Raw genomic sequence first — 21,454 nt, forward strand, 5'->3', positions numbered from 1 at the left:
GCCCGTCACCCGCCCTGCCTCGCCAGGGATTCCCTGGCGAGGCCCGCCAGCAGGCGGATACCGTCCGGGATGATGCGGTCGTTGAAGTCGAACTGCTGGCTGTGCAGCCCGTGGGTGTGGGTCTCGTCACCGGCGCCGACGTGGATGTAGGCACCCCGACAGGCCTCGAGCATGAAGGCGAAATCCTCGCTGCCCATGCTGGGCTGGTGGTTGGGCTGCAGGGCGTCATCGCCGAAACTGTCACGGATGACGGCGATCCCGGCTTCCGTGGCCTCGGGATGATTCACGGTAACCGCGAAGGTGTCGTCGATGGCCAGTTCGATGCGCGCGCCGTAATACTGCTCCAGGCTGGCGCACAGCGCCCGCAGCGAGGAACGCAGGCGCTCGGCGGTGGCGCGGTCCAGGAAACGCATGGTGCCGGCAAGCGTCGCCGTGTGCGGAATGACGTTGAAACCGGCGAGACTGCCGCTCTGGATGGCACAGATGCTCAGCACCGCCGGGCTCAGGGGGTCGATCTCCCGGGAGACGATGGTGTGCGCCTTCTGGATCAGCTCGGCGGCGATCCGCACCGGGTCGATGCAGCCGTGCGGATTCATGCCGCCGTGACCGCCCTGGCCGTGGATGGTGATGTCGACACGGTCACCGCCGGCCATGATCGGGCCCGGTATGATGCCGAACCGGCCCAGAGGCAGCCCCGGTGCGTTGTGCAGCCCGTAGATTTCGTCCATGGGGAAGCGGCTGAACAGGCCGTCGCCGACCATCGCCTTGCCGCCGCCGACACCCTCCTCCGCCGGCTGGAAAACAAAGTAGACCGTGCCGTCGAAGTCGTTGTACCGCTGCAGGTGCTCGATGGCCCCGAGCAGCATGGTGGTGTGCCCGTCGTGGCCGCAGGCGTGCATGCACCCGGGATTGCGCGAGGCGTACTCCACGCCGCTGTGCTCCTCCAGCGGCAAGGCGTCCATGTCCGCGCGCAGGCCCACGCTGCCGGCGCCGGCGCCACGGGCGCCCTGCAGCCAGGCCACGACGCCGGTGCCGGCGAGCCCGGTGACGTAGTCCACGCCCAGGGCGTCCAGTTGCTCGCACACCCGGCGCGACGTCTCCTGCTCCTGAAAGCCGAGCTCGGGCCAGCGGTGCAGCTCGCGACGGAACGCGACGAGTCGCTCCAGTGTGTCGGCCGGGATCTCCATCGGTCTTACCTCCAGATGCACGGCCCGCTGCGCATCAGCGCAGGAGCATGTTCGTGCTGTCGATGAGAATGCTCGGGAACATCAGGAACACCAGGCCGCACGCCAGCATCAGCACCACGTAAGGGGCGACGCTGCGGTAGAGATCCAGGATCGGCGTATCCGGGCTCAGACTCTTCAGGTAGAAGATGTTGTACCCGAACGGCGGCGTGATGTAGCCGATGCACAGGTTCAGCTGGAAGATGATCGCGAACCACAGCGGATCGAAATCCAGCATGAGCACCACCGGGAAGAAGATCGGCATCACCAGCAGGATGATCCCGATGGGATCCAGGAACATGCCGAGGATCAACGCGAACAGCTGCATCAGCAGGATCAGCGTCCACGGATCCACATCGATGCCCAGCAGCACCCGCTGCATGAAGTCGATGCCGCCCGCCCCGGAATACACGGACACGAACGACGCCGCGCCGAAGACGATCCAGATCACCATCCCGGTTGTGGACGCAGTGGAGTAACTGACCTCGCGGATGAACTTGAGGTTGATCTCCCGCCGCAGCCCCACGGCAATCACCACCGCCAACGCACCCACGGCCGCCGCCTCGGTGGGCGTCGCCAGCCCCATGAAGATGGACGTCAGCACCACGACGATGATCATCAGCGGCGCGACCACCGAGCGCAGCGCCTTCACCTTGTCGCGGATGGGCACACTCTCGCCGGTGGACGGTGCCAGCTCCGGCCGCATCCAGGAGCGGATGGCCACGTACGCCAGCAGCACGAACAGAATGATCACCCCAGCCACGAGCCCGCCCATGAACAGTCGGCCCACCGACATGCCGGTGGTCATGCCGATGACGATCAGGGTGATGGACGGCGGGATAAGAATCCCCAGTGTGCCGGCCGCACCGATGGTGCCGAGCACAAAGCTGCGGTCGTACCCGTGGCGGTCCATGGCGGGCATGCCCACCATGCCGGTGGTGAGCGTGGACGCCGCACAGCTCCCGGTCATGGCCGACAGCACCGAGGCGAACCCGGTGGTGCCCATGAGCAGGCCGCCGTTCACCCGACCCGACCAGAGGTAGAAGGCGCGGTAGAGATCGGCGGAGATCTGGGAGCGCCCCAGGGCAACCCCCATGAAGATAAACAGCGGGATCGCCGCCAGCAGCACGGACCACATGCTGCCGAACACTGCGGAAATCATCGAGAACAGCCCCATGGGCCCGCTGAGAATCAGGGTGAAGACGACGGCAATGCCGCCCAGGGCAAAGGACAACGACACCCCCAGCATGATCAGGACCAGAAGGGATCCGAACATGCCAATGGTCAGTAACTCAGGACTCATACAATGCCTCGGCGCTTGACATCAACATCGGGACGGACCATCAGCACGGCGGACCGGATGAACTCCACAACGCCCTGGACGGTAATCATGGCCACCCCCAGGAACAGAGCCAGATGCACCGGCCACATGGGGTGGCCCAGCGCACTATCGTCCCGGTCACCGAACTGCCAGGCTTCCTCGAAGTAGAACCAGCCCTCGTAGGCCAGGGCCGCGCCCCAGATCACGAGCACCGTGACATTCAGAAGATCGGTGAACGCATTCCAGCGTGGCGAACGCGTGTTGAGCAGCAGGTCCACCCGGACATGGCCGCCCTGGATCAGCGTAAACGCCCCGATCAGGATGAAGTACGAGGCGAACAGCCGCTGGGTATAGCCCTGTGCCCACACCGACGGTGCGTTGAACACGTAGCGGGCGATGACTTCCCAGACGATGATCGCGATACCGATCCAGATCAGGAAGCTGACGAGCCTGCCCAGGGTGGAATTGATCCGGTCAATCCACGCCAGAAGCGCCATTTTCTCCTCCCCATGACTCCATTGTTGCGACCCTGGGAAGGCCGCTCGGAGTGGTTTTCGTATATGGTGTTATGCGTTTCGTGTTATCAAGAACACCGTTACCAAGCTACTTGGTGCGAACGGCATGTCAACCGGTTTATGCGTCACCATGACGCGCCATGCGCCGGTTTCAGGGCGTGCCGGCAGACAAAGACATCACAGAGGAGGAGGATAGCCCCATGAATTTCCAGCACTCCGAGCACGTCCAGGACCTGCAGCGGCAGCTCACCGCATTCATGAACGAACACGTCTACCCCAACGAGCATGTGTTTGCCCGGCAGGCGAAGGAACAGCGCTGGCAGTCCCCGGCCATCCTGGAAGAGCTGAAGGCGAAAGCACGGGATCAGGGGCTGTGGAATCTGTTCATGCCGGACGAGCGCTACGGCCCGGGCCTGAGCAACATTGAGTACGCCCCCCTGGCCGAGATCATGGGCCGGGTGTTCTGGGCGGCCGAGGCGTTCAACTGCAACGCCCCCGACACGGGCAACATGGAAGTGCTGATGAAGTACGGCACGGACGCCCAGCGCGAGCGCTGGCTGACGCCACTGCTCGCCGGCGAGATCCGCTCCGCCTTCGCCATGACCGAGCCCGCCGTGGCCTCCAGCGACGCCACCAACGTGGAGACCTCCATCCTCCCGGACGGCGACGACTACGTCATCAACGGCCGCAAGTGGTTCATCACCAACGCCATGCACGAGCGGTGCGAGATCTTCATCGTCATGGGCAAGTCCGACCCGGACAACCCCAACCGCCACCTGCAGCAGACCCAGATCCTGGTGCCCCGGGACACGCCCGGACTCTCGGTGATCCGCCCACTGAGCACCTTCGGCTACTTCGAAGAGCCCGGCGGCCACGCCGAGGTGCTGTTCGAGAACGTGCGCGTACCGAAGGAGAACCTGCTGCTGGGTGAAGGGCGCGGCTTCGAGGTGGCTCAGGGGCGCCTCGGCCCGGGACGCATCCACCACTGCATGCGGCTGATCGGCGCCGCCCAGCGCGCCCTCGAGCTGGCCTGCCAGCGCGTCGAGAGCCGGGAGGTGTTCGGCCGCAAGCTCAGCCAGCAGGGTTCCGTGCGGGAGTCCATCGCACAGATGGCCTCCAAGGTGGAAATGTGCCGGCTGCTGACCCTGCGCGCGGCGGCGAAGATGGACAGCGACGGCACCAAGGAGGCGCGCGACCTCATCGCCATGGCCAAGATCATGGTGCCGCAGATGACCTCCGAGGTCCTGGACATGGCCATCCAGATGCACGGCGCCGGCGGGTTCACCGAGGACTACTTCATGGCCGAGGCGTTCAACTACGCCCGCTGGTGCCGCATGGCGGACGGCCCCGACCAGGTGCACATGATGGCCCTGGGCAAGCAGGTCATCGGCCAGTACAGCAACTGAGGAGAGACCACCATGAGCGAGCAACCCCGGGACCAGCTCGACCTCTCGCGGCTGCAGCCCTACCTGGCGGAACGGATCGACGGCTTCGGCACCATTCAGGAGTGCCGGAAGTTCTCCGGCGGCCAGTCCAACCCCACGTTCCTGATCACGGCGGATGGTGGCCGTTTCGTCCTGCGGCGCAAGCCGCCGGGCGAGCTGCTGAAGTCCGCCCACGCCGTGGATCGCGAGTACCGGGTCATGGCGGCCCTGCAGAACACGCCGGTGCCGGTGCCGCGCATGTATCTCCTGTGCGAGGACGAGGACGTGGTCGGCTCCATGTTCTACGTGATGGAGTTCGTGGAGGGGCGCATCCACTGGAACGGCGCCCTCCCGGACTCCTCTTCCGAGGAACGCAGGGCCATCTACCGCAACATGGCGGGGGTTCTGGCCGCCATTCACGGTGTCGACGTGGACGCCGCCGGGCTCGCCGACTTCGGCAAGCCCGGCAACTACTTCGCCCGCCAGCTCAACCGCTGGAGCAAGCAGTACTACGCCTCGGAAACGGAGAAAAACCCGGCCATGGACCGGCTCATCCAGTGGCTGGAGGCCAACATGCCCGAGGACGACGGGCAGGTGGCGCTGATCCACGGCGACTACCGCATCGACAACCTCATCATTCACCCCGACAAACCGGACGTGCTGGCGGTGCTGGACTGGGAGCTGTCCACTCTGGGACATCCGTGGGGCGACATCGCCTACCAGTGCATGCAGCTGCGCCTGCCCCAGGACGCGGCCATCCCCGGCCTGGGTGATCTGGACCGCAAGGCACTCGGCATTCCCACGGAAGAAGAGTACGTGGCGGAGTACTGCCGGCTGGCGGGCATCAGCGAGATTCCGAACTGGAATTTCTATATCGTCTTCAATTACTTCCGCCTCGCCGCCATACTGCAGGGCATCCAGAAACGCGCGCTGGACGGCAATGCGTCCAGCGACACGGCGTTCGAGTACGGCGCCATGGCGCGGCCGCTGAGCGAAACCGCCGTGAAACTGATCTGAACCAACACGGGAGACCCCATGAACTCAGTCATTGAGCTACTCCAGTCCCACCGCTCCATCCGCAAGTTCGAGGACCGGCCCATCGACGAGGCGCTGTTCCGGGAGCTGCTGCGCGCCGGTCAAAGCGCGGCCACGTCCAGTCACGTGCAGGCGACATCGGTGATCCGCGTACGCGATGCGGGCAAACGCGAGGCCATCGCTGAGCTGGCCGGCGGCCAGCCCTATGTCGCGAGCTGCGCCGAGTTCCTGGTGTTCTGCGCGGACATGAAGCGGGTCTTCGACGCCTGCGAGCGCATTGGCGTGGAGGGCGTGCAGCAGGGCATGACCGAGCAGTTCATCATCGCCACGGTGGACACGGCGCTGTTCGCCCAGAACGTGGCCGTGGCGGCCGAATCCGCCGATCTCGGCATCTGCTACATCGGGGGCGTACGCAACAACCCGGCCCAGATCAGCGAGATCCTCGAGCTGCCGGAGAACGTCTACCCGGTGTTCGGTTTCTGCATGGGTTATCCGGAGCAGGACCCGGAGGTGAAGCCGCGCCTGCCGCTGGAAGTGATCGTCAAGGAGGACACCTACAACGACGACGGCGACGCCGAAGCCATCGCCGCGTTCGATCAGACCATGAACGCCTACTACCGCAGCCGTAACAGCAACGTGAAAGACGCCACCTGGAGCGACCAGATCGGCGTTCTGTTCACGCAGAAGTCACGACCGCACATGCGCGACTTCCTGAAAGAGCGCGGTTTCCCCATGAAGTGAGGCACGGACCGGCGGGCGGGCTGGCGTGGTCAGCGTCCGCCCGCCGCCTCATGCACGGACACAACCCTAGTCGCCGTCCCTATCCCAGAGATAGGTCGTCTCGGCATCAATGATGGTATACAGATACGGCTGATTGCCGATGGCGCCCTCAGCGCCACGCTTGATCGTGCCATGCACGGTCAGATCGCGCCCCTCGGCGTACACCGCCGGGTCGAGGAAACCGTCCACCCGCACCACGAACCGGCCGCCGGTGCGGTCCGTGTCCAGCGGTCGACCATCCACGTCCAGCGGACGCTGCAGGACTTCTATCCAGCTCTTGCTGTCGCGGTTGTCGACACCGATGATCTCGCCACCCCACCGGACCTCTTCTCCCTTGAACGCGTCCGGATCGCTGGCGCCTTCGTGGAAAGCAACCGCGTCCCGTGGCGGGTTGCGAATCTCACCGGGCAGACTCGAACACCCCGTGATGACCGCCGCCAGCACGACAGCGGCCCCTGCAACGAATGCACTCCTGGTCATGCTGAAATCTCCGTTAGAAGTTGTAACCCAGAGAGAAGCCCGCCCCCCAGTCGGGGCTCGACTCGGACAGACCGGCAATGCCGTAGCTCTGCAGGCGCCAGCCATCGCCCAGGGAGTTGGTGAGATACGGAATCGCCATCACGCCGGTGGACTGGTCCACGGACTGCATCCCCCATGATTCCCGCGCCGTCACCATGACGCCGCCGGAGGTCCGCGCCGTGAACGTGTAATCCAGGCCTGCCGTACCGTAATGGCGCTCGTCGGATTCGCGATCGCCATTCTCCGGGTGCGTGTCCTTGCGTGTCTGGTAGCCCAGGGTGCCGAAGAGGTACACGCGGTGCGCGACGCGCTTGCCCAGATTGATTTCGCCGTAGTAGATGTTCTCGTCGGCCAGCCCCAGTTCTTCGTCGGCCGTCGCAAACCGGGCCTTGCCCGTCAGGGCGACCTCGGGGCGCCAGTCACCTTCCCGCAGCACCCGGAGGCGCAGGGAAGTCTCGATGTCACCCATCCCGGACGCCGTGTGGGAGACGTCGGCGGTCTTGCGCGTGATTTCCATGTAAGGAACGGTCACCTGGGCGGCGATCGGCCCGCTTGCCAGCCGTGCGGTAATCGGCACGTGCCAGACGTCCATGGTGGTATCCGTTCCGTAATCACCGGTGGTATAGGTTGCACCGGATGAGAGGCGAAACTGCGTGCCCGCGTGTGCTACCGAATCCAGGGCCATGCCGCCGCCAACGATGAGCGCCAGCCCGAGGGACTGCGCCTGCACCAGGCGGCTTCCGGATTTGATGATCATTCCCGACCTCTTGTAGTTGCTGCCCGACGACCGGCCTGATCATCGGTCATGGGGATCGACGGCGCCGCTGGTTGGCTGGCCGGCGGCATCCCGCCGCCGGCCAGCACCGGCCTGCCCCCCGCTGCCGGGGAACGCGGCCGTTACGGCCTTCGGCTCACTTCAGTGCTGAGCCGTTTCCACGGACACGTCGGCACTGGACTCGCTGGACGCTTCCGAGCCCACGTCGACCTCCACGTTGGCGCCGTCACCGCCCGCGGTCTCCGGTGCCTCGGCCTCCGGTGCCTCAGCGGTTTCCGGTGCATCCGCTTCCGGCGCTTCGGCGGCTTCCGGTGCCTCTGCGTCAGGCGCAGCGGTGTCCGGTGCATCCGCTTCCGGCGTCTCGGTATCCGGTGCGGCCGTCTCCGGTGCACCCCCTTCAGCGACATCCACGGACACGTTCGAGTCGGCCGCGGCACTGGCGTCGGAGCCGGCGTTGACGGACACATCGGCGTCAGGGCCGGCGGCCTCTGCGTCCACACCGATGCTGCTGCTCGACTCGGCCGCGGAACCGGAGTTCACCGCCACGTCTGCGCCGCCATCCATGCCGGAGTCGACGCTTGCGTTGACGCCGGACTCGGCAGCGCTTTCGGCCCCCACATCGGCGTCCACGCTCGCAGCGCCGTCACCAGCCGCGACGTCCACATCGGCACCACTGGCCGATTCGGCGGCACTTCCGGAGTCCACATCGACACCGATGGTGCCGCCGGAATCGCCGTCGGGCTGCTGGACGTCGACACTGGCGCCGGTGTCACTGGCCGCTGCCGTCTCCGACCCGACCGAGGCCCCCACTTCGGCACCGTCACCGCCGGATACCTCGACGTCGGCACCGCTGCCGGACTCGGTTGCGCTGCCCGCGCCCACATCGACGCCGATGCTGCTGCCGGAGCCGGACCCCGTGTCCGAGGGCCCCTGCGCGACGTCCACGCTCGCACCGGTGTCACTTGCGGCACCGGACTCGGTGCCGGCATCGACGCTGGTCGCGCCGCCCTGCTCACCGGACGAGGCGTCCACGCCGATGGCGGATCCGCTGTCGGCGGACGCGCCGCTGCCGGCATCCACGGACACCGCGCTTCCGGCACCGCTGCCCGGATCACCCGCGACTTCGTCGCCACCGGCGTCCGGTGCGTCATCGGCCACATCCGGATCAGCACCGGCGTCCGGGGCAGAGTCGTCCGCACCACCATCGGCCACGTCCGGGTCGGTGTCCGGCGCGCCACCCGTGTCACCGTCTCCGGTGCCGGATACGTTGACGCCGATACTGGTGGACGTCTCGGTGGTGTTGTCGGAGCTCGCCAGCACGAGCATGTCTCCCGACTCCGCCATGGAGACGGCAACGTTGCTGTCATTGAGCACGCTCGTGTCAGCGTCGACACCAACACCCACCTCCTGGCCGGCGCCCAGACCGGAGACGCCCACATCCACGCCGAGGTCGACGTGAACAATGGTGTTGTTGTCGATCGACACCGACGTGTTGCCGGCCTGAATGCCCGACGGCATGGTGCCGGGGACGTCACCGTCCGCGGACGGCACGGAGGTGGTATCGGGGCCATCGTCCCGGCGCGCCGCGTTCTCCCTGGCACGCTCGAGGGCGTTGTTGACACCGGGATTGTCCGGCCGCTCATCGGCATGGGACTCCAGACGATCCGTCGCCTGATCCAGGCCCGGGTTGTTGGCGGAAACCACCCCGGCTCCGGTCAACCCGAATAGCAGCGCGGCGACCGAGCAGGTCGTTGCAAGAGTGGCACGGCGGGCGGTTGCCTGCCGCGAGCGTACTGCTGCGTGCTGAAGTACATGACTCATAAATCCCTCCTGGGCTGATTCGTCCCGTTGCGAGTCGTAACGTGCGGCGGTCAACGCCAGATGGCTGACCAGCGCCGCGCCAGCCAAATGGCAACACGCGTGCCACCCATTGCGTTTCATCGCATGAACAGTCAGTTACGGGCACGAGCGGGCTGTAGCACAGGGCGATGGAGACCAAGGGGGCCAGAATTGTGTGGCCAGCCGGTAACGCCGACACGAGCAGTTTTCATAACTATTGGTTTTTTCTACTGATTAACAATCAATAAATACCGACAGCGGGCATCGAGGCAAGCGGATGCCGGTCACGGGTCCCGGGCGTCAGGCCGTCGGCACATGCAGCCGCAGCGTCCCGCGAACTCCGGCGCAGGTGGCGCCACCGGCGGATATGGAGAGGGGTGCGGCCCATGGAAGGTGATCGACAACATATAACGCCGTGATATATCAGCACCGCGCCGTTCCCAATCGGTGACGGCGGCCACCGGGTTGCCCCCGTCCAGCGGCACGAACACGGCGCTAAACCACTGATTGTGCGCAGACGAGATGGTGGCCCGGTGTTTGCAGGTGTGTCCCGTGGGCCAACCGGGCTCACCAATGGCGCAGAGAGGTCAATCCATGACAGGCAAGAGCTGCTCGAAACCGTTCGTTCTCATCGCATTGACTGCGTCCATGCTGGTGGCCGGGTGTGGCTCGCCAACGCAGCAGGATGCACCGGAACCGGAACGGGACAGGGGTGAAGAACGGGAGGAACTCCCGGAGCGGGATCTGATCGAGGAACCGCCCAACCCCTGATCCGTCGCCCCGGCGAAAGGCATCCGCTTGAGAACCCATTCGGCGAGGAAGGATCGGATCCATGGCCAGGAAACACAGGACAAGCAACGGAAAAGGAGCCAGTGCCACGATCGCTGCAGGCGCTCTGGCATTTGCACTGGGAGGTACGGCAATGGGGACGAACGCGGCAGAGCCGGCAGAGGACGTCTTCGGCGATGACGTCACCCTGGAAGCATTTTCCCAGGCCTATGCCGGCGTCGAACGCGTACGCCAGCAGTACGCGCCGGCCATCGAGCAGGCGGAGTCACGTCAGCAGCGACGCCAGCTGATGCATCAGGCGCACCGCGACATGCGGGAGGTAATCGAAGCGGAGGGACTGACGCTCGAGGGATACAGCCGGGCATCACTGGCCGTGAAGGAAGACCCGGAGCTCAAGCGCGACGTCCGCGATCTGGTCGAAGCCAACCGCTAGTGTCCCCGAAGTTTGTGCCGTGGGTGCGGGCGGCGAAGCGTGTGCCGCCGCCCGCACCCCTCGATGGACCCATTCTTTTTAGAAGGGGATGTCGTCGTCGAAGTCGTCCACCGGCTCCGGCGAGGACTGGGACGCGGGCTGCTGGCCACCGCCCTGCCCCTGGCTGCGGTTGCTCCCACCGCCGCTGTCTCCCATGCCACCACCGCCGCCGCCGCGGCCGTCCAGCATCTGCATGTCGTTGCCGACGATTTCGGTGGTATAGCGGTCCTGACCGTCCTGGCCCTGCCACTTGCGCGTCTGCAGCCGGCCCTCGATGTACACCTTGGCGCCCTTGCGCAGGTACTCGCCTGCGATCTCGGCCAGCTTGCCGAAGAACACCACGCGGTGCCATTCGGTCTTCTCCTGGCGCTCACCGGTCTGCTTGTCCTTCCAGTTATCGGTGGTGGCGACCGTCATATTGGTGACGGCGGCACCACTCGGACTGTAACGCACCTCGGGATCCTTGCCGAGGTTGCCGATCAGAATGACTTTGTTGACTCCACGGGCCATGTCGGTCCTCCGTTCGTTATCGGTGTGGCCCGAGCACGGCGGCTCCCTGCCATGCCCGAACCGGAAATGTATCGCTTTTGCCGCGGCAACGATAGCCGGGCCACGAGGGGGATGCGGCGGTCACGCTTCGGAAACGGCGTCGCGCCGCAGATCCGGCACCTGCCCCATGCCACGCATGATAACCAGCCAGGCCATGGTGCCCAGCGCGCAGAGCAGGAACACCCACGCCTCACCGCCAAGCCCGTGGACAATGCCGCCAAAGAGGCCGCCGAGAAAGGCGCCGGCGAACTGCGAGGTCGCGTAGACGCCCAGCGCCGTCCCCTTGGACTCCGTTGGCGCATAGCGGGAAATCAGCGAGGGCAGCGTGGCCTCCAGCACGTTGAAGGCGGCGAACCACAGCCACAGCCCGACCAGAAGCACCGGGGCCGCGCCCCCGCCGGCGGCCAGCGCCAGTTGGGCGACGGTCAGACAGACCACCGCCGCGACGATCACCTGCCGGTGCCAGTGCCGGCGCTCACTGATCATCACCGCCGGCACCAGGGCCACCACCGAGAGCAGCAGCACGGGCACATAGACTTGCCAGTGGGCGCCCACGGGCAGCGAGAGGGTATCGCGCAGCATCAGCGGCAGCACCACGAAAGCGGCGGTGAGGATGAAGTGCAGGATGAAAATGCCGCCATCGAGACGCAGCAGATCGGGGTTGCGCAGGACGCCACCGAACTGGCTGCGGACCGGTTCGGCGTCAGCGTGTACGCGCTGCTGCGACGGCACCGGCACGACGGCGTACAGCACCACGATGGCGACCACGGCCAGCACTGCGGAGAGCCAGAAGATCAGCGCGAGACCGCCGATGCCGACCAGCACAGGCCCCAGAATCATCGCCAGAAGAAACGCGCCACCGACACTCATGCCGATGATGGCCATCATCATGGTGCGCTGCTTCGGCGCCGTCAGGTCTGCCGCCAGCGCCATGACAGCAGCCGCAATGGCACCACCACCCTGCAGCGCGCGGCCGATGATGACGCCGACGATATGGTCCGACAGCGCGGCCACCACGCTCCCCACGGCGAACAGCAGCAACCCGCCGAGAATGATGGGCCGTCGGCCGAGGCGGTCGGAGGCGAAGCCCATGGGGATCTGCAGACAGGCCTGGGTCAGCCCGTAGACGCCGATGGCCAGGCCGATCAGCGCCGGGGTCGCCCCCTGGAGATCGGTACCGTACACGGCGAAGACGGGCAGCATGAGAAAGAGCCCGAACATCCGCAACCCGAAGATGCTGGCGAGGCCCGCCGCCGTGCGCCGTTCAAACGACGTCATCGCGGCGCCCCCGGCGGCGACTGTGCTGGTGGTGCGACATGGAAACCCTCGTGGTGCGAAGCGCGGCTATGGTATCACCTCGCGGGCGTCGATTGGATTCGTCCGGTGGCGCCGGTAGGCGTAGAATGGGAGGTTTGCTGTTCGCGCCCGGCCCAACACGGTGGTACCCATGGAACACATCCGGATTCGCGGAGCCCGCACCCACAACCTGCAGAACGTCGATCTCGACCTGCCACGCAACCAGCTGGTGGTCATGACGGGCGTGTCCGGTTCCGGGAAGTCGTCGCTCGCATTCGACACCATCTACGCCGAGGGGCAGCGGCGGTACGTGGAATCGCTGTCCGCCTATGCCCGGCAGTTCCTGTCGATCATGGAAAAGCCGGACGTGGACGAGATCCAGGGGCTGTCGCCGGCCATCTCCATCGAGCAGAAGTCCACCTCGCACAATCCGCGCTCGACGGTGGGCACGGTCACCGAGATCCACGACTATCTGCGCCTGCTGTTCGCCCGGGTGGGCACCCCCCGCTGCCCGGACCACCACGTCACGTTGAACGCGTGCACCGTGAGCGAAATGGTGGATCAGGTGCTGGACCTGCCGGAGGGCAGGCGGCTGCTGCTCCTGGCGCCGGTGGTGTCGGACCGCAAGGGGGAGCACCAGCACGCCATCCAGGAACTGAAATCCCAGGGTTTCGTGCGCGCCCGCGTCGACGGCATCGTGGTGGACCTGGACGAGGCACCGACGCTGGACGGCAAGAAGACGCACACCATCGAGGCGGTGGTGGACCGGTTCAAGGTGCGCCCCGACCTGGCGGGCCGACTGGCGGATTCCTTCGAGACCGCCCTCGGGATCGGCGACGGTATCGCCCGCGTGGCGTGGATGGACGACGCGGATGCAGACGACATCATGTTCTCGGCCCGCTACGCATGCCCGGAGTGCGGCTACTCCCTGGATGAACTGGAGCCACGCCTGTTCTCGTTCAATAACCCCAAGGGCGCCTGCCCCGGCTGCGACGGACTGGGCGTGCAGGATTTCTTCGACCCGGAGCTGGTGGTCACCAACGCGCAGCTCAGCCTGGCCGGCGGTGCCATCCGTGGCTGGGACCGCCGCAACGCCTACTACAATCAGATGATCCGCTCGCTGGCGGACCACTACGGCTTCTCTGCCGAAACGCCCTTCGCGGAGCTGCCGGAGACCGTTCGAGACACCGTTCTCTATGGCAGTGGCGACGAGACCATTGCGTTCCAGTACATGACTCCGGCGGGAGGAACCAAGACCCGGACCCACGCATTCGAGGGCGTCATACCGAACATGGCACGGCGTTACCGCGAGACCGACTCCGGTATCGTACGCGAGGAGCTGGCCCGCTACCGCCGGGCGCGCAGCTGCCCCGAATGCGGAGGCGGCCGCCTGAACCGCGCCGCCCGCAACGTGCTGGTGGACGAACACGGCCTTCCCGAACTGGCCGCGCTCCCGGTGGGTGAAAGCCTCGGGTTCTTCCGCAGCCTGACGCTGGATGGCGCCCGCGGCGAGATCGCTGCACCGATCCTGCGCGAGATCGCCGAGCGCCTGTCATTCCTCACCAATGTGGGTCTCGACTACCTCAGCCTGGACCGCAGCGCCGACACACTCTCCGGCGGCGAGGCCCAGCGCATCCGTCTGGCGAGTCAGATCGGTGCCGGCCTGGTGGGCGTAATGTACGTGCTCGACGAGCCCTCCATCGGCCTGCACCAGCGTGACAACGACCGCCTGCTGGAGACCCTGACCCGGCTGCGGGATATGGGCAATACCGTGATCGTGGTCGAACACGACGAGGACGCCATCCGGCGCGCCGACTACGTGGTGGACATGGGACCGGGCCCGGGCCTGCACGGCGGGCACGTGGTCGCCAGCGGCCCGCCCACAACCATTGCCGAGCGCTCCGAGTCCCTTACCGGGCAGTTCCTGGCCGGCACGCGCCGGATCGCGGTGCCGCCCGAGCGCACGGCAGTGGACACGGACAGCCTGATTCATGTCCGCGGTGCCCGCGGCAACAACCTCCAGGGTGTGGATGTCGCCATTCCGCGCGGGCTGTTCACCTGCGTGACCGGCGTGTCCGGGTCGGGCAAGTCCACGCTCATCAACGAGACCCTCTATCCCTGGGCGGCGCGGGAACTGAACGGCGCCTCCACCCAGCCCGCGGACTGCGACGGCGTCGACGGCCTGGACGGGCTCGACAAGGTGGTGGATATCGACCAGAGCCCCATCGGGCGCACGCCCCGCTCCAATCCGGCCACCTATACGGGGCTGTTCACGCCGATCCGCGAGTTGTTCGCCGGCACCCCGGAGGCGCGGGCACGGGGCTACCAGCCGGGCCGTTTCAGCTTCAACGTCAAGGGCGGCCGCTGCGAGGCGTGCCAGGGTGAAGGGGTGACACGGGTGGAGATGCATTTCCTGCCGGATCTGCACGTCCCGTGCGATGTCTGCAAGGGCAAGCGCTTCAACCGCGAGACCCTGGAGATCCGCTATCGCGGGCTGAACATCCACGAGGCGCTGGAACTGGACGTGGAACAGGCGCTGGACGTGTTCCACGCCATCCCGGTGATCCGCCGCAAGCTGGAGACGCTGATGGAGGTGGGCCTGTCGTACCTGCGGCTTGGCCAGAGCGCCACCACGCTCTCCGGCGGTGAGGCACAGCGGGTGAAGCTGGCCCGGGAGCTGTCCCGGCGCGAGGGTGGCCGCAGCCTCTACATCCTGGACGAGCCCACCACCGGGCTGCATTTCCACGACATCGACCAGCTTCTCGCGGTACTGCACCGGCTGCGGGACCACGGTAATACCGTCATCGTCATCGAGCACAACCTGGATGTCATCAAGACGGCCGACTGGGTTATCGACCTGGGACCGGAGGGCGGCCGTGGCGGGGGTCAGGTCGTGGCGGAAGGGACACCGGAGGCCGTGGCCGGCATTGCCGCCTCCCATACCGGGCGCTTCCTGGCGCCGATGTTGCCGTCGGGCGAAGGCGCCGACCGCCACCGCGCCTGAGCGCAAACGCATCGGGGCTGAAGCCCCTCCCACATGATGCACTCTGTGGGAGGGGCTTCAGCCCCGATGAATCACGGACTATGGCGTCCTGCGCTTACTGGTTCGGGAACAGGTGCTTCACCGCATCCCGCTCTTCCACCAGTTCCTGCTCCGTCGCCTGCATCCGCTCACGGCTGAACGCATCGATATCCAGGCCCTGCACGATCTCGTACTTGCCGTTCTTGCAGGTCACCGGGAAGGAGTAAATGATGCCTTCGGTGATGCCGTAGCTGCCGTCGGACGGGATACCCATGCTGGTCCAGTCGCCATCGGCAGTGCCAAGCGCCCAGGTGCGCATGTGGTCCACTGCGGAGCTGGCCGCCGATGCCGCACTGGACGCGCCTCGGGCCTTGATGATCGCCGCGCCGCGCTGCTGCACCGTGGGGATGAACTCGTTCTCGTACCACTGACGGTCGACCTTGTCGGCCGCCGGCTCACCCTTGATCTGCGCATGGCTGATATCCGGGTACTGGGTAGAGGAGTGATTCCCCCAGACCGTCAGTCGCGTAATGTCCTGAGTGTGACAGCCGGTCTGGTTGGCCAGCTGCGCCAGGGCCCGGTTGTGGTCCAGGCGGGTCATGGCGGTGAACTGGCCGGGATCGAGGTCCGGCGCGTTCTGCTGGGCAATCAGCGAGTTGGTGTTGGCCGGGTTGCCAACCACCAGCACCTTCACGTCACGGCTGGCCACATCGTTGAGCGCCCTGCCCTGCACGGAGAAGATCGCCGCATTGGCTTCCAGGAGATCCTTGCGCTCCATGCCGGGGCCACGGGGACGGGCACCGACCAGCATGGCGTAGTCCACGTCCTTGAACGCCTCCTCGGCCTTGTCGCTGGTGGTGATACCGGCGACCAGCGGGAATGCGCAATCCTCGATCTCCATCACCACGCCCTGCAGGGCTTCCAGCGCCGGCGTGATCTCCAGCAGCTGCAGAATCACCGGCTGGTCCTTGCCCAGCATGTCGCCAGAGGCAATCCGGAACAGCAGACTGTAGCCGATCTGTCCTGCGGCCCCGGTCACCGCAACGCGTACGGGTGCTTTCATGGTGTTCTCCTGTCGGTTCTACCGAATGGGCGGGTGCGCTTCTCAGGGCAGCTGCCGGCACCACGCCTGCCTTGTGGTTGCGGGCCGATGGTGCACCGCAACGGCTTGCAGCGCGCGATTATACCAGAGGTGAGCGCCCCACCGTACACGGGTCATTCATCCGACTTTCCACCCCCACCACCACGGCCGCTGGCGCCGGTAAACGCATCCCAGAAGGCACGCTGCATCCCCTCCATGTTCTGAAGGTGGGAGGGCAGCGACGCCGCCATGAGGCTCGCCGGGTCGTACCCCTCCATCCCCTGCTGCATGCGCTCGCGGATCATCGCGAGCATCTCGTCATGCAGGGGCTGGACATCGGGCAGTCCGAAGAACCGGCGCAGCTCCTCCGGCGTTGCATCGACTTCCATATTGATCTTCATTGCACTCTCCTCCTCCCGCAGCGCGCCCCGGCCTGCATCAGTCAGTATCAAGGCCGAATCAGTCGAACCCGGCTCCCCGCTTCCAGACTCAGCACGCGCGCGGCACTGTCGCCGTTGACCGCGACCTCCACCAGTCCGCTGGAATTGCGATACCAGAACGGCATCCCCAACTCCACGTCGCCGAAGGTAGACGCCCCGGGAAACCGTTTCCCGCCCGCCTCGACGATGGCACCGTCGCTCAGCATGCTGCCGCGAATGCCCGTCATCGCGTTGCCGTACGCATCCACGTACAGCACGCGGGGGACATCGTCGGGCCAGTCTTCCCCGGGCCGGTCCGCAAGCGTCTCACTCAGCACAGAGCGATCACCCCGCATCAGCGCGAGTGCCGCGGGCGCGAACACGTCGCGGCCATGAAACGTCGGCGCGACCGGCCCCTGTGGCGGGGCCAGTGACCAGGCAGCCCATTCGGACGCGCGACGCACCACGAATTCGAACAGCCCGTTCATGGGCCCAACGAACCAGCGCCCGTCCGCCTCCACCACGCAACCCGGCCGGTCCGTCCCCACACCCGGGTCGACCACGGCCACCGTAATGGCGTCTTCGGGCAGACCGCGCACGAACGGCTCCAGTAGATAGGCCGCTGCACGGGGATCCATGGACGGTGCGTCGTGGAGCAGGTCCACCACGGGCTGATTGGGGAGCCCCCGCAGCAGGGCCGCCTTCAACTGCCCCACGTAGGGGCCATTCAGACCAAAATCCGTAAACAGAACAAACACACCATTCCTCCCAGCCCCGGCCGCCCAGCCTCCATCCGGGCACGCACCGTTGCCGCCATTCTGCGCTACCGGCCGGGGCGGGGGAAAGGCCGAACTCGCCAGATCATGCGGGCCATTTGTGGCCCGGGCGCGGCACCGACTCAGGCGTCCTACACGACAGGCGGATGGTTGATGGTCTGGCAGGTAAGCATCCCGTCCCCGCCGATGCGAAACCGGGGCGAGCCGTTCTGCTCACCCCGGCACCCGTGTTGCGCGGGCTTGGCCTGGAGTTAGTCCTCCGTGATGACCATGAGGCTCGGGAGCAGCTCTTCGGCACATTCCCCACCCTCGTCGCGCAGGCAGATCCCGGACGTGTAATCCCCGTCCTGCATGAGCTGCCCGGGGGTAGCCAAAGTGGAAACGACCATCTGAACCCGGGGCCGACCATGGTCCACGGTTGTCTCCACCACGGGGGTGACGATTGCCGCGTGCCACGGCTGATCGGGGTGTCCAACGAGGGATATGTCTCCAGCACCGTCAACCCAGATTTCGCCTTTGGCCAGCTCTCCACTCCATTCTTCCTCGGTCACGCCGCCACCGTAGAACTGCGCGTGCCCGCCATCCGCCCCCCGGGATGCCACGTGGAAGCGCAGAACGCCGGCCACTACTTGACCGGGTGTGAGGCCGGAGACCGCAATATCATCTGGATCGAAACTCAGAGTGATCTGGTAGGCGGTATCGTCTACGCCGTTGACTGAAATGCCACCAATCCTGCCGATTTCCACGGCCTCCGGTTCCAGGTAGGTCAGGCCATCCTGAGCAGCGAGTTCATAGTGGTCGTCCTGGTCAGGATCGAGCGTCCATTCGCTGTGGCTGCCATTCTCCATGCCGATGGAGGCGAGCAGCCGATACAGTTCAGGCCGTATCTGGTCGCCGCCGGAATCAAGGTTCGCGGACGCGGACTCGGGAACAAAGAAATAGGCATCACATCCGGCAAGACCGACCTGCAGATTGTCGTCCAGGGTGTCGGAGTAAAGGCCCAGGGCGACATCGTCTACACCACCATCATCACAGGTATCCCCCGCGAGCCAGCTCTCCGAAAGCAGGTTTGCGATTGCGCCGAGATCCGGATGGTATGCCAGATCATCGGCAGCCCCTGGATTGACCAGCGTATTCTGGAAACGGCGGGCGAAGCGGAATGTCCGGTTGGTCCCCTGGTGGGTTGCATCCCAAGCCATGTGCAGGAGTCCGCCGGGACGGGCGTCGGGGTCGTCGGGATCGTTGAACATCGAAGGTTCATCAGCCAGGGCGCCGTTCATCACAAAGCTCTGGCCATTCCAGTCCACGTCCAGATTCTCGAACTCCACCAGGCGGGTCGGTTGGTCCCCTGGGACGGACCAGGGCAGACTCGGGTCGTCCTGCCAAGTCACTTCACCCGTGAGGACAATCTCCCGGTCATCAAGGGCGGTGACCACGATGCAGCTGTTGTCGAATGTTATCCCGTTTGCATCAACGCTCGTATTACCAGGGGCCTGGCATTCCTGAAAACCCAGGCTCTGATGAAACGCGTCGCCGTAGATCGTGTCGTCCCCGCCGCCAGCGTCCAGCACCTGCTCATCCATGTAGTGCAATGCACTAGCCAATGCGGAGCCGAGCATGTCGACATCCACGGCGACGCGCTGCGGCTGGTCCTCGGGTGACCCGTCGTAGGCCGCTTCGATGGAAGCCCAATCAGTGCTGCCGTCGTATCTCGAGGTATATTCCAGCAGCAGAGCACGACCAAAGCGGACCGTGTCTTCGGGGGCGTCCCCGGCAATGGGCGTCTCGCCACTGTCGGGCGGGCTGCCGTCGTCGGATGGGTCCCCGTTACCCGAGCTGCTCCCACCGCCGAAACCCCGGCGACCATGAGACTCCCGAGAAGGAGCGAGGGCATCCAGAAAGGCGGGTTTCTCATTAGTCTTCTCCCGGTCTGTTCCCTTTGTTTGCCAACGCATGGTCGGCGGCGGGATCAGACTACGGGGAGCAACCTTACAATTAGCTTACATGAGGTGACGAAACGCCCCGGAGTCGTGTCACCGTGACCGGAGGCCGTCCTTGGTGGACTACTACGGCTCCTGCGCCTTTTGAGCCTGTGAAGAGGGCAAAAAAAACCGGGCACTGGGCCCGGTTCTCAGGTCAACGAAACGTCGGCTCGGCGGTTATCCCGCGGCCGCTTCTTCGTTGTCCTCTTCTTCCACGTCCACCTGCGGCCGATCGACCAGCTCAACGAACGCCATGGGTGCATTGTCACCCGGGCGGAAGCCGCACTTGAGAATCCGCAGGTAGCCGCCGGGCCGGGCCTTGTAGCGCGGACCCAGCTCGGAGAACAGCTTGCCCACAGCCTCCTTGTCCCGCAGCCGGGAGAAAGCCACACGGCGCTTGGCGACGCTGTCTTCCTTCGCGAGGGTAATCAGCGGCTCCGCGACACGACGCAGCTCCTTCGCCTTCGGCAGCGTGGTCTTGATGGCCTCGTGCTCGAACAGCGACGCGGCCATGTTGCGGAACATCGCCTGACGATGGCTGCTGTTGCGATTCAGTTGACGCCCTGATTTGCGATGACGCATGGTTCTATACCCTTTCGATTTGTACGGTGCGCGCGTACCGCGCGATCAACCCGTGGCCTGTTCCCGGTTCCCCAGGCCGGCCGGCGGCCAGTCCTCGAGGCGCATGCCCAGCGACAGGCCGTGCGAGGCCAGCACTTCCTTGATCTCAGTAAGCGACTTCTTGCCCAGATTGGGCGTCTTCAGCAGTTCCACTTCCGTACGCTGCACCAGATCGCCCACGTAGTGAATGCTCTCGGCCTTGAGACAGTTCGCGGACCGCACCGTCAGCTCGAGATCATCGATCGGACGCAGCAGTACCGGATCGACTTCCGGCGCCTTGCGTGCCGGCTCGGCGAAGTCTTCGCCACCCTCAAGGGCTACGAACACAGACAGCTGGTCCTGCAGCAGCCCGGCGGCGAACTTCATGGCCTCTTCGGGCTCGATGACGCCGTTGGTCTCGATCTCCATGACCAACTTGTCCAGATCAGTCCGCTGCTCGACACGGGCGCTCTCGATGCTGTATGCCACTCGACGCACCGGAGAGAAACTGGCGTCCAGCTGCAGCCGGCCGATGGGGCGGTCCTCATCGTCACGACGCTGGGTCACGGCTTCGTAACCACGACCACGCGCAACCTTGATGGTCATGTTCAGCTCACCTGCCTTTGTCAGGTGGGCAATGACCAGCTCCGGGTTCTTGATCTCGACGTCGTGTCCGCCTTCGATATCAGCGGCCGTCACTTCCCCCGGCCCCTTCTTCGACAGCTTCAGCGTGGCCTCTTCGCGGGAATGCAGACGCACAGCCAACTGCTTCAGGTTCAGCAGCACGTCAACCACATCTTCCTGCACCCCTTCCACGGCTGTGTACTCGTGAAGCACGCCGTCGATCTCCGCCTCCACCACCGCGAAACCGGGCATGGAGGACAGCAGGATCCGCCGCAGCGCATTGCCCAGGGTGTGACCGAACCCACGCTCAAGCGGCTCGATGACGACCCGCGCGGACGTATCGCTCTCGCTCTGGACGTCTACCACGCGCGGCTTGAGAAAATCTTTGAACTGGGCCTGCATCGGCAAGTCCT

General features: G+C 65.6%; 20 protein-coding genes. 6 read left to right on the forward strand and 14 right to left on the reverse strand.

Annotation, left to right across the window (positions count from 1 at the left end):
* Positions 1–5 precede the first annotated feature (5 nt).
* Genes ACNSTU_RS12480 through ACNSTU_RS12490 form a run of 3 tightly spaced genes read right to left on the reverse strand, consistent with a single transcriptional unit; the run spans position 6 to position 3,041 of the window.
* Entirely contained in the window at positions 6–1,187 is a 1,182-nt protein-coding gene (locus ACNSTU_RS12480) for an amidohydrolase (RefSeq protein WP_418212430.1), read from the reverse strand.
* A gap of 34 nt (positions 1,188–1,221) precedes the next feature.
* Entirely contained in the window at positions 1,222–2,526 is a 1,305-nt protein-coding gene (locus ACNSTU_RS12485) for a TRAP transporter large permease (RefSeq protein ID WP_290634100.1), read from the reverse strand.
* Positions 2,523–3,041, reverse strand: a complete 519-nt coding sequence (locus ACNSTU_RS12490; protein ID WP_418212431.1) for a TRAP transporter small permease subunit — start codon at positions 3,039–3,041, stop codon at positions 2,523–2,525. Before ACNSTU_RS12490 ends, ACNSTU_RS12485 begins: the two co-directional genes overlap by 4 nt.
* A gap of 218 nt (positions 3,042–3,259) precedes the next feature.
* Between ACNSTU_RS12490 and ACNSTU_RS12495 the strand changes: the two genes are divergently transcribed.
* Genes ACNSTU_RS12495 through nfsA form a run of 3 tightly spaced genes read left to right on the forward strand, consistent with a single transcriptional unit; the run spans position 3,260 to position 6,259 of the window.
* Positions 3,260–4,465, forward strand: a complete 1,206-nt coding sequence (locus tag ACNSTU_RS12495; RefSeq protein WP_290634104.1) for an acyl-CoA dehydrogenase family protein — start codon at positions 3,260–3,262, stop codon at positions 4,463–4,465.
* Positions 4,466–4,477: 12 nt separating this feature from the next.
* Positions 4,478–5,500, forward strand: coding sequence for a phosphotransferase (locus ACNSTU_RS12500; protein ID WP_290634106.1), 1,023 nt, complete (start codon positions 4,478–4,480; stop codon positions 5,498–5,500).
* An 18-nt stretch (positions 5,501–5,518) separates the two neighbouring features.
* Entirely contained in the window at positions 5,519–6,259 is a 741-nt protein-coding gene (gene nfsA / locus ACNSTU_RS12505; protein WP_290634107.1) for an oxygen-insensitive NADPH nitroreductase, read from the forward strand.
* A 66-nt stretch (positions 6,260–6,325) separates the two neighbouring features.
* On the opposite strand, the gene ACNSTU_RS12510 is transcribed toward nfsA, so the two are convergent.
* The 3 genes from ACNSTU_RS12510 to ACNSTU_RS12520 all read right to left on the reverse strand — a co-directional run bounded on the left by ACNSTU_RS12510 (position 6,326) and on the right by ACNSTU_RS12520 (position 9,413).
* Positions 6,326–6,778 carry a Slp family lipoprotein gene (locus ACNSTU_RS12510; protein ID WP_418212432.1) on the reverse strand — a complete coding sequence of 151 codons (453 nt, stop codon included), beginning with the start codon at positions 6,776–6,778 and terminating at the stop codon, positions 6,326–6,328.
* Positions 6,779–6,791: 13 nt separating this feature from the next.
* Positions 6,792–7,574 (reverse strand): hypothetical protein, encoded by a 783-nt coding sequence (locus tag ACNSTU_RS12515; protein ID WP_418212433.1) that lies wholly within the window; start codon positions 7,572–7,574, stop codon positions 6,792–6,794.
* 159 nt (positions 7,575–7,733) lie between these two features.
* Positions 7,734–9,413, reverse strand: coding sequence for a hypothetical protein (locus ACNSTU_RS12520; RefSeq protein ID WP_418212434.1), 1,680 nt, complete (start codon positions 9,411–9,413; stop codon positions 7,734–7,736).
* A gap of 612 nt (positions 9,414–10,025) precedes the next feature.
* Here ACNSTU_RS12520 and ACNSTU_RS12525 point away from each other — a divergent pair.
* Together ACNSTU_RS12525 and ACNSTU_RS12530 are read left to right on the forward strand one after the other, a co-directional pair.
* Positions 10,026–10,202: a hypothetical protein gene (locus tag ACNSTU_RS12525; protein WP_290630528.1), complete on the forward strand. Its 177-nt coding sequence runs from the start codon at positions 10,026–10,028 to the stop codon at positions 10,200–10,202.
* 151 nt (positions 10,203–10,353) lie between these two features.
* Positions 10,354–10,653, forward strand: a complete 300-nt coding sequence (locus tag ACNSTU_RS12530; RefSeq protein ID WP_290637179.1) for a DUF4168 domain-containing protein — start codon at positions 10,354–10,356, stop codon at positions 10,651–10,653.
* Positions 10,654–10,731: 78 nt separating this feature from the next.
* Here ACNSTU_RS12530 and ssb read toward each other — a convergent pair whose 3' ends face one another.
* On the reverse strand, positions 10,732–11,202 hold the full coding sequence (gene ssb / locus ACNSTU_RS12535) for a single-stranded DNA-binding protein (protein ID WP_290630532.1): 471 nt from the start codon (positions 11,200–11,202) through the stop codon (positions 10,732–10,734).
* A gap of 120 nt (positions 11,203–11,322) precedes the next feature.
* Positions 11,323–12,519, reverse strand: coding sequence for an MFS transporter (locus ACNSTU_RS12540; RefSeq protein WP_290630534.1), 1,197 nt, complete (start codon positions 12,517–12,519; stop codon positions 11,323–11,325).
* A gap of 169 nt (positions 12,520–12,688) precedes the next feature.
* On the opposite strand from ACNSTU_RS12540, the gene uvrA reads away from it, so the two are divergent.
* Positions 12,689–15,541, forward strand: coding sequence for an excinuclease ABC subunit UvrA (uvrA, locus tag ACNSTU_RS12545; RefSeq protein WP_290630536.1), 2,853 nt, complete (start codon positions 12,689–12,691; stop codon positions 15,539–15,541).
* Positions 15,542–15,635: 94 nt separating this feature from the next.
* On the opposite strand, the gene ACNSTU_RS12550 is transcribed toward uvrA, so the two are convergent.
* From ACNSTU_RS12550 to ACNSTU_RS12575, 6 genes are all read right to left on the reverse strand, one after another.
* Positions 15,636–16,622, reverse strand: a complete 987-nt coding sequence (locus tag ACNSTU_RS12550; protein ID WP_290630538.1) for a malate dehydrogenase — start codon at positions 16,620–16,622, stop codon at positions 15,636–15,638.
* A 152-nt stretch (positions 16,623–16,774) separates the two neighbouring features.
* The gene (locus ACNSTU_RS12555) at positions 16,775–17,041 is read right to left on the reverse strand and encodes a DUF6489 family protein (RefSeq protein WP_290630540.1); all 267 of its coding nucleotides are present in this window, start codon (positions 17,039–17,041) and stop codon (positions 16,775–16,777) included.
* Positions 17,042–17,088: 47 nt separating this feature from the next.
* On the reverse strand, positions 17,089–17,817 hold the full coding sequence (locus ACNSTU_RS12560; protein ID WP_290630542.1) for an SAM hydrolase/SAM-dependent halogenase family protein: 729 nt from the start codon (positions 17,815–17,817) through the stop codon (positions 17,089–17,091).
* A 269-nt stretch (positions 17,818–18,086) separates the two neighbouring features.
* On the reverse strand, positions 18,087–19,790 hold the full coding sequence (locus tag ACNSTU_RS12565) for a hypothetical protein (RefSeq protein ID WP_418212435.1): 1,704 nt from the start codon (positions 19,788–19,790) through the stop codon (positions 18,087–18,089).
* 204 nt (positions 19,791–19,994) lie between these two features.
* The gene (rplQ, locus tag ACNSTU_RS12570; RefSeq protein WP_290634266.1) at positions 19,995–20,399 is read right to left on the reverse strand and encodes a 50S ribosomal protein L17; all 405 of its coding nucleotides are present in this window, start codon (positions 20,397–20,399) and stop codon (positions 19,995–19,997) included.
* A gap of 45 nt (positions 20,400–20,444) precedes the next feature.
* Positions 20,445–21,443, reverse strand: a complete 999-nt coding sequence (locus ACNSTU_RS12575) for a DNA-directed RNA polymerase subunit alpha (RefSeq protein ID WP_290634264.1) — start codon at positions 21,441–21,443, stop codon at positions 20,445–20,447.
* Between the last annotated feature and the right edge of the window lie 11 nt (positions 21,444–21,454).

Source organism: Aquisalimonas sp. APHAB1-3 (genome assembly GCF_048323695.1).
In the GTDB taxonomy this organism is placed as follows: domain Bacteria; phylum Pseudomonadota; class Gammaproteobacteria; order Nitrococcales; family Aquisalimonadaceae; genus Aquisalimonas.

What these genes read in the sequence shown, in the direction of transcription:
- ACNSTU_RS12480 (WP_418212430.1), bottom strand. Translation starts at nt 1,187, where the DNA reads ATGGAGATCCCGGCCGACACACTGGAGCGACTCGTCGCGTTCCGTCGC.
- ACNSTU_RS12485 (WP_290634100.1), bottom strand. Translation starts at nt 2,526, where the DNA reads ATGAGTCCTGAGTTACTGACCATTGGCATGTTCGGATCCCTTCTGGTC.
- ACNSTU_RS12490 (WP_418212431.1), bottom strand. Translation starts at nt 3,041, where the DNA reads ATGGCGCTTCTGGCGTGGATTGACCGGATCAATTCCACCCTGGGCAGG.
- ACNSTU_RS12495 (WP_290634104.1), top strand. Translation starts at nt 3,260, where the DNA reads ATGAATTTCCAGCACTCCGAGCACGTCCAGGACCTGCAGCGGCAGCTC.
- ACNSTU_RS12500 (WP_290634106.1), top strand. Translation starts at nt 4,478, where the DNA reads ATGAGCGAGCAACCCCGGGACCAGCTCGACCTCTCGCGGCTGCAGCCC.
- nfsA (WP_290634107.1), top strand. Translation starts at nt 5,519, where the DNA reads ATGAACTCAGTCATTGAGCTACTCCAGTCCCACCGCTCCATCCGCAAG.
- ACNSTU_RS12510 (WP_418212432.1), bottom strand. Translation starts at nt 6,778, where the DNA reads ATGACCAGGAGTGCATTCGTTGCAGGGGCCGCTGTCGTGCTGGCGGCG.
- ACNSTU_RS12515 (WP_418212433.1), bottom strand. Translation starts at nt 7,574, where the DNA reads ATGATCATCAAATCCGGAAGCCGCCTGGTGCAGGCGCAGTCCCTCGGG.
- ACNSTU_RS12520 (WP_418212434.1), bottom strand. Translation starts at nt 9,413, where the DNA reads ATGAGTCATGTACTTCAGCACGCAGCAGTACGCTCGCGGCAGGCAACC.
- ACNSTU_RS12525 (WP_290630528.1), top strand. Translation starts at nt 10,026, where the DNA reads ATGACAGGCAAGAGCTGCTCGAAACCGTTCGTTCTCATCGCATTGACT.
- ACNSTU_RS12530 (WP_290637179.1), top strand. Translation starts at nt 10,354, where the DNA reads ATGGGGACGAACGCGGCAGAGCCGGCAGAGGACGTCTTCGGCGATGAC.
- ssb (WP_290630532.1), bottom strand. Translation starts at nt 11,202, where the DNA reads ATGGCCCGTGGAGTCAACAAAGTCATTCTGATCGGCAACCTCGGCAAG.
- ACNSTU_RS12540 (WP_290630534.1), bottom strand. Translation starts at nt 12,519, where the DNA reads ATGACGTCGTTTGAACGGCGCACGGCGGCGGGCCTCGCCAGCATCTTC.
- uvrA (WP_290630536.1), top strand. Translation starts at nt 12,689, where the DNA reads ATGGAACACATCCGGATTCGCGGAGCCCGCACCCACAACCTGCAGAAC.
- ACNSTU_RS12550 (WP_290630538.1), bottom strand. Translation starts at nt 16,622, where the DNA reads ATGAAAGCACCCGTACGCGTTGCGGTGACCGGGGCCGCAGGACAGATC.
- ACNSTU_RS12555 (WP_290630540.1), bottom strand. Translation starts at nt 17,041, where the DNA reads ATGAAGATCAATATGGAAGTCGATGCAACGCCGGAGGAGCTGCGCCGG.
- ACNSTU_RS12565 (WP_418212435.1), bottom strand. Translation starts at nt 19,790, where the DNA reads ATGCGTTGGCAAACAAAGGGAACAGACCGGGAGAAGACTAATGAGAAA.
- rplQ (WP_290634266.1), bottom strand. Translation starts at nt 20,399, where the DNA reads ATGCGTCATCGCAAATCAGGGCGTCAACTGAATCGCAACAGCAGCCAT.
- ACNSTU_RS12575 (WP_290634264.1), bottom strand. Translation starts at nt 21,443, where the DNA reads ATGCAGGCCCAGTTCAAAGATTTTCTCAAGCCGCGCGTGGTAGACGTC.